The sequence below is a fragment of the Sphingomonas sp. P4_G3 genome (assembly GCF_056401105.1).
In genome coordinates this window covers 245193-259866 of the sequence record NZ_JBFUJZ010000005.1, presented here as the reverse complement: position 1 = coordinate 259866, position 14674 = coordinate 245193, and the positions used below count along the sequence as shown (strand labels likewise).

The 14674-nt window shown below is 64.8% G+C and carries 19 protein-coding genes; 10 read left to right on the top strand and 9 right to left on the bottom strand.

The genetic code is table 11. The features are described 5' to 3' along the window. The first annotated feature begins 117 nt into the window (after positions 1–117). Together AC1DQQ_RS15355 and AC1DQQ_RS15350 are read left to right on the top strand one after the other, a co-directional pair. A complete protein-coding gene (locus tag AC1DQQ_RS15355) occupies positions 118–714 on the top strand; it encodes a DUF4136 domain-containing protein (protein ID WP_478029774.1) in 597 nt (198 codons plus the stop codon). Next, complete coding sequence (locus AC1DQQ_RS15350; RefSeq protein ID WP_478045673.1) at positions 711–1829, top strand: M14 family metallopeptidase; 1119 nt, start codon at positions 711–713, stop codon at positions 1827–1829. The genes AC1DQQ_RS15355 and AC1DQQ_RS15350 overlap by 4 nt, the downstream gene beginning before the upstream one ends. A 41-nt stretch (positions 1830–1870) precedes the next feature. Here the strand turns inward: AC1DQQ_RS15350 and AC1DQQ_RS15345 are convergent, their stop codons facing one another. Beyond that, positions 1871–2605 carry a dienelactone hydrolase family protein gene (locus AC1DQQ_RS15345; RefSeq protein ID WP_478045672.1) on the bottom strand — a complete coding sequence of 245 codons (735 nt, stop codon included), beginning with the start codon at positions 2603–2605 and terminating at the stop codon, positions 1871–1873. A gap of 74 nt (positions 2606–2679) precedes the next feature. Here AC1DQQ_RS15345 and gpmA point away from each other — a divergent pair, with 74 nt between their 5' ends. Next, positions 2680–3366 (top strand): 2,3-diphosphoglycerate-dependent phosphoglycerate mutase, encoded by a 687-nt coding sequence (gene gpmA, locus AC1DQQ_RS15340; protein WP_478029771.1) that lies wholly within the window; start codon positions 2680–2682, stop codon positions 3364–3366. 28 nt (positions 3367–3394) lie between these two features. Here gpmA and AC1DQQ_RS15335 read toward each other — a convergent pair whose 3' ends face one another. Genes AC1DQQ_RS15335 through AC1DQQ_RS15325 form a run of 3 tightly spaced genes read right to left on the bottom strand, consistent with a single transcriptional unit; the run spans position 3395 to position 5050 of the window. Continuing rightward, positions 3395–4462, bottom strand: coding sequence for an RNA polymerase sigma factor (locus tag AC1DQQ_RS15335; protein ID WP_478045671.1), 1068 nt, complete (start codon positions 4460–4462; stop codon positions 3395–3397). Beyond that, positions 4462–4650 carry a hypothetical protein gene (locus AC1DQQ_RS15330; protein ID WP_478045670.1) on the bottom strand — a complete coding sequence of 63 codons (189 nt, stop codon included), beginning with the start codon at positions 4648–4650 and terminating at the stop codon, positions 4462–4464. The genes AC1DQQ_RS15335 and AC1DQQ_RS15330 overlap by 1 nt, the downstream gene beginning before the upstream one ends. A 31-nt stretch (positions 4651–4681) precedes the next feature. After that, positions 4682–5050 (bottom strand): YciI family protein, encoded by a 369-nt coding sequence (locus tag AC1DQQ_RS15325; RefSeq protein WP_066827498.1) that lies wholly within the window; start codon positions 5048–5050, stop codon positions 4682–4684. A gap of 161 nt (positions 5051–5211) precedes the next feature. On the opposite strand from AC1DQQ_RS15325, the gene AC1DQQ_RS15320 reads away from it, so the two are divergent. From AC1DQQ_RS15320 to AC1DQQ_RS15305, 4 genes are all read left to right on the top strand, one after another. After that, positions 5212–5484, top strand: coding sequence for a DUF4242 domain-containing protein (locus AC1DQQ_RS15320; RefSeq protein ID WP_066827486.1), 273 nt, complete (start codon positions 5212–5214; stop codon positions 5482–5484). Positions 5485–5568: 84 nt separating this feature from the next. Continuing rightward, a complete protein-coding gene (locus AC1DQQ_RS15315; protein WP_478045669.1) occupies positions 5569–6141 on the top strand; it encodes a hypothetical protein in 573 nt (190 codons plus the stop codon). Between the two features lie 54 nt (positions 6142–6195). After that, on the top strand, positions 6196–6675 hold the full coding sequence (purE, locus tag AC1DQQ_RS15310; RefSeq protein WP_478029768.1) for a 5-(carboxyamino)imidazole ribonucleotide mutase: 480 nt from the start codon (positions 6196–6198) through the stop codon (positions 6673–6675). Next, positions 6672–7745, top strand: a complete 1074-nt coding sequence (locus AC1DQQ_RS15305; protein WP_478045668.1) for a 5-(carboxyamino)imidazole ribonucleotide synthase — start codon at positions 6672–6674, stop codon at positions 7743–7745. The genes purE and AC1DQQ_RS15305 overlap by 4 nt, the downstream gene beginning before the upstream one ends. Positions 7746–7901: 156 nt before the next feature. Here AC1DQQ_RS15305 and AC1DQQ_RS15300 read toward each other — a convergent pair whose 3' ends face one another. From AC1DQQ_RS15300 to AC1DQQ_RS15290, 3 genes are all read right to left on the bottom strand, one after another. Then, positions 7902–9695, bottom strand: a complete 1794-nt coding sequence (locus AC1DQQ_RS15300; RefSeq protein WP_478045667.1) for a DUF885 domain-containing protein — start codon at positions 9693–9695, stop codon at positions 7902–7904. Between the two features lie 11 nt (positions 9696–9706). After that, entirely contained in the window at positions 9707–11602 is a 1896-nt protein-coding gene (locus tag AC1DQQ_RS15295) for a CocE/NonD family hydrolase (RefSeq protein WP_478045666.1), read from the bottom strand. A 116-nt stretch (positions 11603–11718) separates the two neighbouring features. Then, on the bottom strand, positions 11719–12315 hold the full coding sequence (locus AC1DQQ_RS15290; protein ID WP_478029764.1) for a TetR/AcrR family transcriptional regulator: 597 nt from the start codon (positions 12313–12315) through the stop codon (positions 11719–11721). A gap of 58 nt (positions 12316–12373) precedes the next feature. On the opposite strand from AC1DQQ_RS15290, the gene AC1DQQ_RS15285 reads away from it, so the two are divergent. Together AC1DQQ_RS15285 and AC1DQQ_RS15280 are read left to right on the top strand one after the other, a co-directional pair. Next, positions 12374–12754 (top strand): DUF4267 domain-containing protein, encoded by a 381-nt coding sequence (locus AC1DQQ_RS15285; RefSeq protein WP_478029763.1) that lies wholly within the window; start codon positions 12374–12376, stop codon positions 12752–12754. A 1-nt stretch (position 12755) separates the two neighbouring features. Further along, positions 12756–13103 carry a DoxX family protein gene (locus tag AC1DQQ_RS15280; RefSeq protein ID WP_478045665.1) on the top strand — a complete coding sequence of 116 codons (348 nt, stop codon included), beginning with the start codon at positions 12756–12758 and terminating at the stop codon, positions 13101–13103. 51 nt (positions 13104–13154) lie between these two features. Here the strand turns inward: AC1DQQ_RS15280 and AC1DQQ_RS15275 are convergent, their stop codons facing one another. After that, positions 13155–13523 carry a hypothetical protein gene (locus AC1DQQ_RS15275; RefSeq protein WP_478045664.1) on the bottom strand — a complete coding sequence of 123 codons (369 nt, stop codon included), beginning with the start codon at positions 13521–13523 and terminating at the stop codon, positions 13155–13157. A gap of 259 nt (positions 13524–13782) precedes the next feature. On the opposite strand from AC1DQQ_RS15275, the gene AC1DQQ_RS15270 reads away from it, so the two are divergent. Beyond that, positions 13783–14088 carry a hypothetical protein gene (locus AC1DQQ_RS15270; RefSeq protein ID WP_478045663.1) on the top strand — a complete coding sequence of 102 codons (306 nt, stop codon included), beginning with the start codon at positions 13783–13785 and terminating at the stop codon, positions 14086–14088. A gap of 281 nt (positions 14089–14369) precedes the next feature. Here AC1DQQ_RS15270 and AC1DQQ_RS15265 read toward each other — a convergent pair whose 3' ends face one another. Further along, positions 14370–14669: a hypothetical protein gene (locus AC1DQQ_RS15265; protein ID WP_478029759.1), complete on the bottom strand. Its 300-nt coding sequence runs from the start codon at positions 14667–14669 to the stop codon at positions 14370–14372. Between the last annotated feature and the right edge of the window lie 5 nt (positions 14670–14674).

Below are 14674 nucleotides of genomic sequence, written 5' to 3'. Positions count from 1 at the left end.
ATAAACTGATTGGGAGGTCGGGTGGGGGAGCGGGCCGGTGCCGCGACCGTTTCAGCTTTGCTGAAACAGACTCTAGAAGGCAACATACCGGTGCAACGCGATGGTGGAGAAGAGTGAATGCGTAAAGCGATCCTGCTGACGGCAGCCCTGATGGTGGCGGGGTGCGCGACCGCGCCCGCCTCCTTCCCCACCGAAGTGACTCGCTATCGCGCCGATGAGGTCGGCCGCGGGACGATCGCCCTGGTGCCCGATGAGGGCATCGATAATGGTCCCGAATATCAGGCCTATGCCCTGGCGGTCGGCGATGCCTTGGCCAAGCAAGGCTATACCCTGGTCCCCGACGGATCGAAGAGCGTCTATGTCGCCAAGATCGGCTTCCATATCGAGGCTCGCCCTGTGCGCGAGCGCTCGCCGTTCAGGATCGGCCTGGGTGGCGGGACATGGAGCGGCAATGGTGGCGGCGGTGGCGTCGGCCTGGGCGGCGGCGTCTCGTTCCCGATCGGGCGCGGGCGGGACCGCGAGGACGCGCTCAGCATGCTGTCGGTCAAGATCAACCAGCGCCAGGGCGATCTCGGCGTGTGGGAAGGCCGCGCCCAATCGCGCGCGATCGGCGTGGTCGGCAATGCCGTGGCGGACAAGCTCGCCCCCAAACTCGCAACTGCGCTTTTCACCGGGTTCCCTGGCGAGTCGGGCCGGACTATCGAGGTCAAATGACCGATTCCCTTCCTGCCATCACCGCCGCGTTCGACGGCGGCAATATCCGCGTTGTCGAAATCCAGGGCGACCGCGTCGACCTGGAGATCGCCAAGGACCATCTGTCCGATTTCTATCAATGGTTCTCGTTCCGTGTCGCCAATGCCGCCGGGCGCAAGCTGACCTTCCGCATCCTGAATGCGGGCAAGTCGGCCTATCCGTTCGGCTGGCCGGGCTATAAGGCACGTGCTTCGACCGACCGTGTCCTGTGGCGTATGATTCCGACTCGCTATGACAACGGCGTGCTCGAATTCGACTGGCAATCGGACGCGCAGGTCGCGTGGTTCGCCTATTTCGCGCCCTACACGATGGAGCGGCACGAGGATTTGATCGCCGAATATGCCGCGAAGCCCGGCATGACGCATCGCGAGCTTGGCCACACGCTCGACGGCCGCGCGATCGACCTGCTGACGATCGGCGCGGGCGACAAGCCGGTCTGGCTCTACGCGCGCCAGCATCCGGGCGAGAGCATGGCCGAATGGTGGATGGAAGGCGCGCTGGAATGGCTGACCAGCCCTGCCGCTGACGCGATCAAGGCCAAATGCACATTCTATGTCGTCCCCAACATGAACCCGGACGGCACCTTCCGCGGGCACCTTCGGACCAATGCCGCCGGCATCAACCTCAACCGCGAATGGCACGAGCCCTCGATGGAGAAGAGTCCGGAGGTCAAACTGGTCCGCGACGAGATGGACCGCACCGGCGTCAAGCTCGCGATGGACGTCCATGGCGACGAGGCGATCCCGGCCAATTTCCTGGCCGGCTATGAAGGCATTCCGAGCTGGACGGACGCGTTCGGCGAGAAATTCTACGATTTCGGCCGGCGCCTCGCGGCGCGCACGCCCGAATTCCAGACCGCCAAAGGCTATGAGAAGTCCGCCCCGGGCAAGGCCAATCTGACCATGTCGACCAACCAGCTCGCCGAGCGGTTCGGGGCGGTATCGATGACCCTGGAAATGCCGTTCAAGGACCACGACCCCAATCCCGACCCCGAATTCGGCTGGTCGCCGGATCGGTGCAAGGTCCTGGCGGTAGCGTGCCTGGAAACGATCGCCGAGGTGATCGACGGCGTTTGATCGCGGGCAGGTGCGCTGGCGGGGGCCGGCGCCCTCTCTTGCTAGCCGAACAGTTCCGCGAGGAAGTTGCTGGCCGCCTTCCAGCTGCGACGATCGGCGCGTTCCTCATAAGCGACGCCGGGACGGCTCGGCGCCGCGCCGCCCTTGCGATCGATATCGGTGAAGGCGTGGCCGGCAGTCCCATAAGCCTGGATCTGCCAGTCGGCCTCGCCCTCGCTCAATTCCTTGCCAAGACCAACCATCACGTCGGGCGGCGCGATCGGGTCTTCCCAGCCGTGACAAACCAGGACCTTGGCCTTGATCGGGGTAACGCTGGCATAATCGGGCTTGTCGTAGACGCCGTGGAACGACACCACCCCGAGCACGTCGAACCCAGCGCGGGCCACGTCGAGTGCGCATTTGCCGCCGAAGCAATAACCATAGACCGCGGTCCGCGCCGGATCGACCAATTGGAAACCCTTGAGCACATCGAGCGACGCCTTCAACCGGTCGCGGAGCAGCCCGCGATCGGCGTTGAGCTCGTTCATATATTCGGCTGGATTTTCCGAGGCGAAGGTCTTGCGCCGCCCCTGCCCGAACACGTCGGCGACGAAGCCGACATAGCCGAGCTTGGCGATATTCTCGGCGGTGACGCTGTCCGATTCCTTCTGGCCCAGCACGTTGGGCACGACCATCACCCCCGGCCGCGCGGTCTCGACCTCATCGTCATAGGCGAACACGCCTTCGAACGGGCCGCCCGGGCCGTCATACACCATGGGTTGCCGCACGATCGCCATGACTCGCTCTCCCGGTTTGCCGTTACGGCCCGAAGCGCTACAGAGCCGCCCGATCCCCCGCAAGGAGTAGCTTCGTGCCCATGCTCGTCCTGATCCGCCACGGCCAGTCGGCCTGGAACCTCGAAAACCGCTTCACCGGCTGGTGGGATGTCGACGTGACCGAAAAGGGCGCCGAGGAAGCGCGGCTGGCGGGCGAGTTGATGGCAGCCAAGGACCTCGATTTCGACATGTGCTTCACCTCGCTCCAGACGCGCGCGATCAAGACGCTCGACCTCGCGCTCGAGGCGATGGGTCGGCTGTGGCTACCGGTCGAGAAGGATTGGCGGTTGAACGAACGCCATTATGGCGGCCTGACTGGCCTCAACAAGGCCGAGACCGCTGCCAAGCATGGCGACGAGCAGGTCCATATCTGGCGCCGTAGCTTCGACATTCCGCCGCCGCCACTGGAAGCGGGCAGTGAGTACGATCTGTCGAAGGATCGCCGCTATGCCGGCATCGCTATCCCGAACACCGAGAGCCTGAAGGACACGATCGCACGCGTGCTGCCCTATTGGGAAGGGCGCATCGCTCCCGCGCTCAAGGACGGGCAGCGCGTGCTGATCTCCGCCCACGGCAATTCGCTGCGCGCTTTGGTCAAGCATCTGTCGAACATTCCCGACGATGAGATCACTGGGCTGGAAATCCCGACTGGCCAGCCGATCGTCTACCAGCTGGATGACCAGCTTGCCGCGACCGACCGCTATTATCTCAGCGAGCGGTGACGCGCAGCCGGGCACGCGGCCAGCGCCGTCAATCCTGTTCGCGTGCGCGCCGGTTGAGCAAGTCGCGTTCGCGCCGGTTGCCGGCAAGGGCGGCAGCCGCTTCGAATGCCGCCCGAGCCTCCTCGTGACGCCCCAGGCGCCGCAACAAATCGCCGCGCACGCTCGGCAGCAAATGATAGCCTTTCAGCTCGGGCGCATCGGCGATGCGGTCGAGGATGGCGAGCCCCGAGGCAGGCCCCTCCGCCATACCGACCGCGATCGCGCGGTTGAGTTCGACGATCGGCGATCGGGTAACCGCGGACAATTCTGCATAGAGCAATGCGATGCGCAGCCAGTCGGTTTCGGCGGCACGCGCGGCGCGCGCATGGCACGCGACAATCGCCGCCTGCAGCGTGTAGAACCCGTTTATACCGCCCAATTCCTCGGCCTGTGCGAGTGATCGCATCCCGCGCTGAATCTGGGTGCGGTCCCATAAAGTGCGATCCTGGTCGAGCAGCAGGATCGGCTCACCGGCCGGATCGATCCGGGCCGCGGTGCGCGATGCGTTGAGTTCCATCAAGGCGAGCAGTCCGTGCGCTTCGGCCTGGTGCGGAGCGATGGCGACGACCACGCGCGCCAGCCGCAATGCCTCGCTGCACAGATCGGGGCGGAGCCAATCATCGCCGCCCGCCGCGGTATAACCTTCGTTGAAGATCAGATAGATGACCTCGAGTACCGACGACAATCGTTCGGCAAGTTCGTCGCCGCGCGGCGTCTCATAAGCGAGACCCGAGTCGGACAAAGTTCGCTTGGCGCGGACGATCCGCTGCGCAACGGTCGCCTCGGAGACCAGGAATGCTCGCGCGATCTCGGCCGTGGTCAGGCCGCAGACCATCCGCAATGCCAGCGCGGGCCGCGCATCATGGGGCAGAAGCGGATGGCAGGCGGTGAAGATCAGCCGCAGCATCTCGTCGCCGATATCATCGTCGAGAAATGCGTCGTAATCCGGCGTCTCCGCTTCCTCCTGCTCCAGCTCATGCAGGAGGAATGCATGATTGCGGTCGAGCATCGGCAATCGCCGGATGTGATCGACCGCCAACCGCCGGGCGGTCGTCATCAGCCAGGCTCCGGGCGTTCGGGGACGCCTGTCTGCGGCCAGCGCTCGAGCGCGGCGAGCAAGGCGTCCTGGGTCAGCTCCTCGGCCAGCGGCACGTCGCGCAGCATCCGCGCCAGGCTGGTGATCAGCCGGGGCTGCTCGATCCGCCAGACGGCCAGGATCGTGCGATGTGCGTCGACGGCCGTCACGGCCGCCGACGCTGCAAAGGTCGCGACGCGATCAAGCCGTGGGCGGACCGGCGAACGCGCGGACTTCGCATGTGCCTTCCCAGCCGGGCATATGATCCTTGTGGAGCTGCATGAATTCGACCGCCAGTGCGACTGCCTCTTCCTTGCTCGCAAACTCGGAAATCGCGTAGCCGCCAATGACTTCCTTGGCCTCGACGAACGGGCCGTCGAGCACGCTCAACTCGCCGTTCCTGATGGTGATGCGAGCACCCTGCTCGATCGGCATCAGCCCGCCATTGTCGATCATGCGGCCGGCCTTGATCTCGCGGTCGGCGAGCTTGCCCATGGCTTCGAGAAGCTCGGGCGTCGGATTGCCGTATGTCTCCGACCGCGGCGAGGTGACGATGGACATGAAACGCATCGGAAAACTCCTGGGTCGAGCCGCGGCGCCATCGCCGCGTGATTGCCTCACCCATTATAGTCGACGAACTGGCAAGGCCGATATCGACAGCGCGGACGCATTTTTCCTATCCCCCGTCCCGGCAAAGGCGCAGCCTCCGGTTGCTCATTGGGAGAATCGCCATGCCGCAATTCGTCATCGAACGGGATATGCCGGGAATCGGCGGCGCCAGCGCCGCCGACCTCAAGGGCGCGTCGCAGACTTCGTGCAGCGTGCTGCGCGACCTCGGCCCCGAGATTCAGTGGGTTCACAGCTACGTCACCGACGACAAAATCTACTGCATCTATCGCGCGCCCTCGGCCGACCTGATCCGCCAGCATGCCGAGACTGCGGGTTTTCCAGCCAATTCGATCGCCGAGGTGCGCAACGTGATCGATCCGACCACTGCTGATTAACCGCGACCAGGGGATCGACAACCCGCGACGCGCGTTTCTTCTCCAAGCGTAACGATCGGGCGACCGCCCGAATGGAGAAATCAGATGCAAGCGGGTGGCTACGGGAAGATATTTATCGCGGCGCTGGGCGTCGCCGGCGCGGTGTTGCTGTCACCCTTGGCGTTGGCGCAGAGCACAGCGCCCGCCGCTCCCGTCACCACCACGGCGCCGGCCACCGCCGATCCGGCGCCGCAATCGACGCGCGACGAGAAGCGGAAAGAGACGATCGACGATACCAAGGACGTGGTCAGCCAGCCGGCCAAGGATGTCGGCATCGCCAAGACCAAGATCCCGCCTTCGCTGGTCGAAGCGTCGAACGCGCCCTATTCGCTCGCCGGGCTGAGGACCTGCCGTCAGATCGCCGATGCGGTGCGCGTGCTCGATGCGGCGCTCGGTCCGGACTACAGCGCGGGCGGTCCCAACGACAAGATGAGCGTAGGCAAGGCGGCGGGCGGGGCGGTAGTCAATTCGCTGATCCCGTTTCGCGGGGTAGTGCGCGAAGTATCGGGCGCCGCCGCTGCCGACCGCCGCCTCGCCGCGGCAACCCAGGCCGGCTTCGCCCGGCGCGGATTCCTGCGCGGCGTGCATCTGACCCGCGGCTGCAAAGAGGCGTTGTAGTTCTGTCGGGCTAGGATGGTTGCCCTGCCTCGCCCCCTTGGCTAGGGGCGGCGGATGCAACCGCTTGTCGGCATCATCATGGGCTCGACTTCCGACTGGGAGACGATGCGTCATGCCGCCGAAAAGCTCGAAGAACTCGGCGTGCCGCACGAGACCAAGGTGGTCAGCGCGCATCGCACGCCGCAGCGGCTTTACGATTACGCCACCAGTGCCGCCGATCGCGGTCTGAAGGTGATCATCGCCGGTGCCGGCGGGGCCGCGCATCTGCCCGGCATGGCGGCGTCGATGACGCATTTGCCGGTGCTCGGCGTGCCCGTGGAGTCGAAGGCGTTGAAGGGCGCCGACAGCCTCTATTCGATCGTCCAGATGCCGGGCGGCGTGCCCGTCGGTACGCTGGCGATCGGCAAGGCCGGGGCGATCAACGCGGGACTGCTCGCTGCGGCGATCCTCGCGACGAGCGATGAGGCGCTGACCGAGCGACTCAAGGCGTGGCGCGCGAGACAGACCGACAGCGTCGCGATCGATCCCGAATGACCCCGCTTCCCCCCGGTTCGACGATCGGCATCCTGGGCGGCGGCCAGCTCGGGCGCATGCTGGCCTCGGCCGCGGCCGAGCTCGGCTATCGCACCCATATCCTCGCCCCCGACGCCGAGAGCGTCGCGGCGCAGACTGCCTCCAGCTTCACTCGCGCCGATTATCACAGCCGCATCGTGCTCGATGAAATGGCGGCGCGTTGCGACGTCGTGACCTACGAATTCGAGAATATCGCGATCGAGCCGGTCACCTATCTGGCGACCCAAGTGCCGGTCCACCCGGCCCCGCAAGCGCTCGGCATCGCCCAGGACCGCGCGAGCGAGAAAGCGTTCGTCGACACGATCGGCGGGCGTACCGCGCCGTGGCGGCGCGTCGCCAGCCTCGACGAGTTGCACGCGGCACTCGACGAGATCGGGACGCCGGCGATCCTCAAGACGCTGCGGCTCGGCTATGACGGCAAGGGCCAGGTGCGGATCGCGGCACGCGACGCGGCCGAGGCGGCGTGGAGCGATATCGGCCAGCGTCCCGCGATCCTGGAAGGTTTCGTCAATTTCACCCACGAATTCTCGATCATCCTCGCCCGCGGACATGATGGATCGATGGTCAGCTATCCGCCGCCATGGAACGAGCATAAGCTTGGCATCCTGGCGCGCTCGTCGCTGCCGGCGCCGGCCGAGATCGCCAACCAATGGGGAGTCGCCGCGGCGCTGACCGGGCGGATCGCCGACCAGCTCGGCTATGTCGGCGTGATCGCCTGTGAATTCTTCGCCACCGCCGAGGGACCGGTGTTCAACGAAATGGCGCCGCGCGTGCACAATTCGGGGCATTGGACGATCGAGGGCGCGGTCGCCTCGCAATTCGAGAACCATATCCGCGCGATCTGCGGCCTGCCGCTCGGCGATACCGCGCTGACCGCCCCAGCGGTCGAGATGGTCAATCTGATCGGCGCCGAGGCGGATGACTGGGCGACGATCCTGGCCGAGCCGGGCGCGCATCTGCACCTCTATGGCAAAGGCAATGCCCGGCCGGGGCGCAAGATGGGGCACGTGACGCGGTTGAAGCGGGACTGACGAAAAATCCTCCCCGTTTTACGGGGAGGGGGACCAAGACGCGCAGCGGCTTGGTGGAGGGGGCCTTCCTAACGGATGTTGCGTCGTGGAGGGCCCCCTCCACCACCGCCTTCGGCGGCGGTCCCCTCCCCGTCCCGGGGAGGATTTTGATGGCCGCTAGGCTTTCCCAATCCACGTCCCCACGAGTTGCTCCAATATCTCCAGCGGCACGCGGCCGTTCGCCAGCACCGCTTCGTGGAATTCCTTGATGTCGAACTTGTCGCCTTGCGCCGCCTTGGCCCGGTCGCGTAGTTTGACGATACTCGAATGGCCAAGCTTGTAGCTGCACGCCTGGCCGGGACTGGCGCAATAGCGGTCGATCTCGCGGTCGGCGAAGCCCGGCGCCTCGCCCTGACCGTCGACGAACAGCGCGATCGCCTTTTCGCGGCTCCATTTGAAATGGTGCAGCCCGGTATCGATGATGCAGCGGTGCGCGCGAAACAGTGCCTCTTTCAGATACCCGATCTCTCCCAAAGGATCGCCGTCATACATGCCGAGCTCGGCCGCGACTTGCTCGGCGTAGAGTGCCCAGCCCTCGGCATAACCCGAAAAGCCGATCGACTTGCGGATCAGCGGCAGGCTGGCGTTCGATAGTGCAAGCCCGCCCTCGAACTGATGCCCGGGCAGGCCTTCATGATAGACCACGGTCGGCAGCATGAATTTGGGCCATTCCGCCGAATCGTGCAGGTTGAAATAGACCAGCCCCGGCCGCGATCCGTCGATCGCCGGGCCCTGGCTATAGGCCGACGCGGCACCTGCCTCGATCTCCTTGGGAACGCGCCGCACTTCGAATTTGTAGGTCGGCATGCGTTTGAACACCTCGGGCAAGCGGCCGCGGATCGCGTCGAGCCGGCCGTTGCAAAACGCGATCGCCTGCGCCTTGCCCTCATCGGTATTGGGATAGACCTGCCCCGGCAGCTTATAGATGCTCGCCAATCGCTGGCCGAGCGGCCCCGCCGGAACGCCGGCCTTGTCCATCAATTGCGCGATGCGGTCGCCGATCGCCTTGGCCTGGTCGAGCCCGAATTGGTGGACTTCCTCGGGCGACAGCCGCGTCGTGGTCGAGCCTTCGAGCGCCATGCGGTAGAAGGCGTCGCCCTCTTTCAGCTTCCACACCCCGGCGTCGTGCGTCGCCTTGCCCTGCACGCCCTTCACCGCCGCGATCTGGCGGTCGATCGCCGGCAGGATGTGCTCATCGTAGATCCTGGCGGCGTCCTTGCCGTAATGCGCGTCGAGGCCTTTGGCGGCGGCACGGCGCTGGATCGACGCGACGACAGTCGCCTGCGCCGCCGGCACGCGCATCGCGGTCAATTGCGTCAGCGTCTTGCCGATCAGGAAGTCCGGCGGGACCACGCTCGCCGCCACGTCATGCTTCATCTGCGCGGTGTCGTCGTCGAGCTGCTTCCCGAACGCCGCCAGCCGCGAGAGATAGGCGTCGGCGTCGGAAGCGTTATCGATCGGATGCTTGGTATCGAGGAAATTGGGCGTCGACTGATAGGCCCCGTCTTGCTGGCTGATCACATAAGGCGAACGCCCGCCGCCGAAATCGAAGGCCTGCGCCGCCGCCGCGGCTTTTCGAGTGTAGAGGACGACGTCGTAGCTGACCTTTTCCGCCGGACTGAGCGCAGCGACATCGACAGCCGCGAGCCGCTTGAGCTGGCTCTGTGTCAGCGCCTTCGACGCCGCTTGCCCTGCCGACGATCCATCGGACAGTTTCGAGCGAAGCGCGGCGTTCGCGCCCTTGTCGAAGCCGAGCAGGGTCGCCGATTCAGGGCGCTGCTTGAGCCCCTCGGAAAAGAAACTGTCGAACAGCGCATCGAGCGCAGACCCGGCTGGCCGCGCCCACGCCGGTGCGGCGGATAGCGCAGCCAGGGCGGCACTCGCTTTCAGGACCTGACGCCGATCGAACATTGTTTCCCTCCTCACTTCACCACCGGCAGCGCGACGTAGCTTTCGCTCGGCCCAGACACCCACACCCGCTGCGTCGCCTTCACATAATCAGCCGGCTTGGCGAGGAAGATGTTCGGCACGAAACTCTGCGGATTGCGGTCGTAGAGCGGAAACCAGCTCGATTGCACCTGCACCATGATCCGGTGCCCGGGCAGGAACACATGGTTCGCCGCGGGCAGCGCGAAACTGTATTGGAGCGGCGCATTGGGCGTCAGCGCTTTGGGCGCGGAGAAGCTCTCGCGGTATCGCCCGCGGAAGATGTCCATGCCGACCGCGAATTGATAGCCGCCGAACCCCGGCCGTCCGGGCACCTGGTCGGGCCAGACGTCGATCAGTTTGACTACCCAGTCGCTATCGGTGCCGCTGGTCGAGGCGGTCAGCTTGACCATTGGCCGCCCCGAAATCTTGAGCGGCTGGGTCAGCGCCTCGCTGGTGAAGGTCAGCACGTCGGGCCGGCTCGATACCGCGCGCTGATCATCGGCGAGCCAATTGGGCCAGGGGTTGTTGTCATAGCCCACCGCCTGGACCGGACGGTTGCGGAACAGCACCGGATGCGCCGGATCGGAGACATAATCGGCGGTTTCCTCGCCACTTGCCGCTGCGTCGAAGCCCAACGCGGCTCCAGGCTTCAGATATAGCCGATCGCCCTCCCCCGCGTCCTTCGGCCAGGACTGGAAGCGCCGCCATTCGTTGGTCCCGCTCTCGAACGCGGTGACCGGCGCGACGTCCATCGGCGTGCCTTTGAGGTAATGCGCGAGGAACGGCGCCAGTACATTCCTGCGCCACCAGGTGCCGGTATCCTGCCCCCAGCGCATTTGGCCGAGCGTGTCGGCGTCCTCGATCTCCTGCCCATGGTGCCACGGCCCCATCGACAGATAGACCATGTCGTTATTGGCGTCCTTGGGCTCGAGCGCGCGATAGACCGCCAACGCGCCGTAGCTGTCCTCCTGGTCCCATAACGAATGGACCAGCATCACCGGGACCTTGAGCGGCTGCCTGGCGAGGTACGCATCCATCGCGCGGTCCTGCCAGAACTTGTCGTAAGCGGGGTGCGCCAGGATACTTTTCCAGAAGCCGATCTGCTCCAGCCCCATGCGCTTGCCGAGTTCGCCCGCCGACCCCGCGCGCATGTAGAAATCGTAGATGTCGTCGCTCGAGCTTATCCAAGGCGAGCTGTTGTCGCGCGTCGCTTCCTGCTCCCAGATATAGTCCATGTTCATCTGGCGGAACGCGCCGTTATGGAACCAGTCGTCGCCCATCCAGCCGTCGACCATCGGGTTCATCGGCACCGACACCTTGAGCGCCGGATGCGGATTCACCAATGCCGCGAGCGGCTCGTAGCCGTCATAGCTGATGCCGAGGATGCCGACCTTGCCGTTCGACGCCTTCAGGTTCTTCACCAGCCAGTCGATCGTGTCATAGCAATCGGTCGCATCATCGACCTTGGTCGGATTCTCCGCCGTGCCGACCAAAGCGCGGTTCATCACGAAGGTGCCGCCCGAGCCGTATTTGCCGCGAATGTCCTGGATGACGCGGATATAGCCGCCATCGACGATGACGTCGGTCGCATTGTCGTAACCGTAGAGCGTGGTCGCGAGATCGCCGCTCTTGCGATTGGTGGTCAGCACCTCGGCACTGTACGGCGTGCGGGTCAGCAGGATAGGCGCATCGGTCGCGCCCTTGGGCGTCAGGATGACGGTGTGCAGCTTGGTCCCGTCGCGCATCGGGATCTCGACCACGCGGCGATCGTAGTTGAAGCCGTAGTTTGCGGGGACCGCCTTTGTCGGGCGGTCGTCATAGGTTTGGGCGGTTCCGCCGGAAGCGGCGAGCGCCGCCAGCCCGATCGTCAATGCCAGCCGCCAGCGCATGCTTCTTTCCCCCGCCAAATGCCCAAGGATCGTGGCGTGGAGTCGTTTCGCGTGCAACTTTTGAATCGTGATGAGCTGGTTATGCGGATCGGCGGTCGCCGATGACTGCCTTCGGCTCAGCGCTCGAAAAGTCCGCAGAGGAGCGTAATCCGCTCGCTACGTGCGCTTGGCCTGATACGACCCGAACGTTCGAGCTCGGCTAGCCCATGAAGGGCTGCCCAGAATGTCTCGGTGGCGATCTCGGCATCGCTGCTTGACGGCGCGACCACGGCCATCAACGCCGCAAACCCGTCCCTCAATTCCGATTTGGTGTCGGCCTCCGCGAAATGCAGGTTGGTTCGCATCGCAAACATCGCTTCGTAAACGGCTGGATGCTCGCGAGCGAAGGCGAGATAGGCTATCGCTACATCGCGCAAAGCGGCCCCACGGCCGGCCGGTCGTCGCGCCGCTTGTTGAAGCGCTATCGCCATTTCCCGGAAACCCTCGACGGCGACTGCCGCCACAATCGCGTCCCTGTTCTCGAAATGCGAGTAGAGGACCGGTTGGCTGTATTCGACCTCCTCCGCGAGACGGCGGATCGTGACGGCAGCCCATCCCTCGGCTTCGGCAATCGAGCGTGCCGACGCGACGATGCGCTGCTCGCGCTCGACCCGTTCCCGGCCTTTTCTCTCCGAAATGCCCAACTCAACCTCCTGTGCGGCGGCGATGGTCATAGCATGGCTTGATTTACTAGCAATGCTAGATTATCTACCGATACACAAGGAGACGCAGATGCATTGGTTCTCAAATGGCGTGGCGTTGCTGGTCGCGATCGGGATCATCGCGATCGGCATCATGTATCTCGCCCGGCCCAGGGCCGCGACAGAGAGCTTCGGCCTCCCGCTTCCCGAACAGGGCACGAACGTTGCGTGGTGGCTTCGCCTCAAAGGTTCGCGCGACGTCGCTTCGGGGCTGGTCGTGCTGGCCATGATGGCATGGTGCACGCCCCAAACGGTCGGCATCGTCTTGTTGATCGAGGCGATGATCCCGGCAGGCGATATGGCGCTCATCCTTGCTGCGAAAGGCTCTACTAACAGGGCCCTTGGCATCCACGGCCTAACCGCTGCGCTGATGGTCCTGGCGGCGATCCCCTTGATCATGGGAGCCGCCTGAGATGCTCCACCTTCTCTCGATCTGGCTGGCCGTCATTGCGTTCTTCGGTGCGGGCTTAGTCAATGCGATCGGCTTGCCCGCCACGCAGAAAAGCTTCGTCCGCTGGGGTTACCCGCGATGGTGGTGCCGCGTTACCGGCGGGTTGGAAATGGTGGTCGCGATCCTGATCACCTTTCCTGCCACTCGAGGGACGGGCTTGGTCTTCAGCGCCGTCATCATCGCTGCTGCGGTGTTGACTGTGTTGCGTCATCGCGAATTCGCCCATCTGGCGCCTTTAGCGCTGTTCGCAACCTTGCTTATGCTGACTGAGGCCGCTTCCTCGATGCGTGGTGGTTTCCCGGCCCTCTAACGTTCTGCCATTAGAGGGCAGAGTCAGCCACTCACGCCCGGATATCAGATATCAATTGTCGCAGGCGGCATAGTCGCCCGCATCACACGCGGCCACGGCCCGGCGCCATGCGGCCATCTCCCGCTCGTACCGGGCGCGGCTGCGGCGGTACTCCGAAATATCCCGCTCATGGTCTTGCGCAGCGGCAGCATAGTCGCCGTCGTCGGCCTCGTCGCGTCCGGCCCCACGCACCACCCGCCACGTCACCCCGCGCTTGAGGACTCGCGCATTTTCCTGGCGGTTCAGCTGGCGGGTTATCGCGCTGTCTCGCGCGCGCGCTTCCGCGTTGCGCATCGCCGGATCGCGCGGATCGTCGGCCAAGGCGGCGGCCGGCACCATTGCGGCGACCACGGCCCCGCAGATCAACGGGCTAATCTTCATAACGCTATTCCCTCCCACACTCGGGTTAAGAATATCAGTGTGCCGGGAGGACCGACAAACCAATTGCGATGAAGCGCGCGCCGCTCGTCGTGCGCGCGGTACGGCTTGGCGCGCCGCACGGCTTCGCGACCAACGCATACCCGCGTTCATATTGTGCAACCGGTCGCGCAATCTTTGCGATTGGCATTTTGCTGCACTGCAATATCACTGGCGGTGGCGGGGATGCTGATCTGGCTTTCGACATACGAAAGGAAAGATCATGATCAAAACGTTCTTCGCTTCGGCCGCGTTGCTTCTTGTCACCGCCGCTCCCGCCTTCGCCGGCGAAAAGCCGACCGAGATCACCTTCCAGCGCGATGGTGAAACCTATACCTACACCAAGACCGAAAAGGCTGGCATGGTGATCCTCCGTGGCCGTTTCCCGACGGGAAACCGCTTCGAACTGATCGTGCGCGGAAATAAAGTAACCGGCACTGTCGATGGCGCATATGTCCCCTACAATATCTCCTACAGCATGCCCCTCGCGCCGGCGAAGCTTGGAGCGGCCGAATCGGCCGCACGCTGAATATCGCCCGGCCCCGCCGCCGGGCGGGGCCGGAAAGCGACGATATCGTCAGATCGGCACAAAGCGATTCAAGCGAATTCGGCGGGTCTCGGTAGACGGCTGAATGCGGCCATTACCTTGCCAACAATCGAGACGGCCCGGCAGCGAAAAGGCCCGCCCCCACACGGAGACGGGCCTTCTATCCAGGCAGCGGCGCGGAAGTTAATTCCGCGTCGTCGGTCGCGGCTAAGCCGCGCCGGCCGCCGGCCCGCGTCCGCTGCGCGGACCGTGGGCCAACTCCATTAGCCCACGCGCGTGCCGGTCAGCGGGAAGCTGCCGAACGCGCCGGCGGTAACCGATCCGGTGATCGTGTCGCCGTCGACCGTCGCTTCGTTGGTCAAGGTCATCGGCATCGGCACGGTGATGTTCATCGACCATTTGATCGTGTTGCCGTCGACCACGCCGTCGGTGATCTCCGCGGTGCCCATCGCGCCGACCTGAGTGCCGGTCCAGCTGCCGCCGTCCGCCTTGACCGTCAGCGTCGCCTTCTGGTCGCCCATCGGCGACTTAACGACCGTCTCGTACACGCCATCGACTGCCATCTATT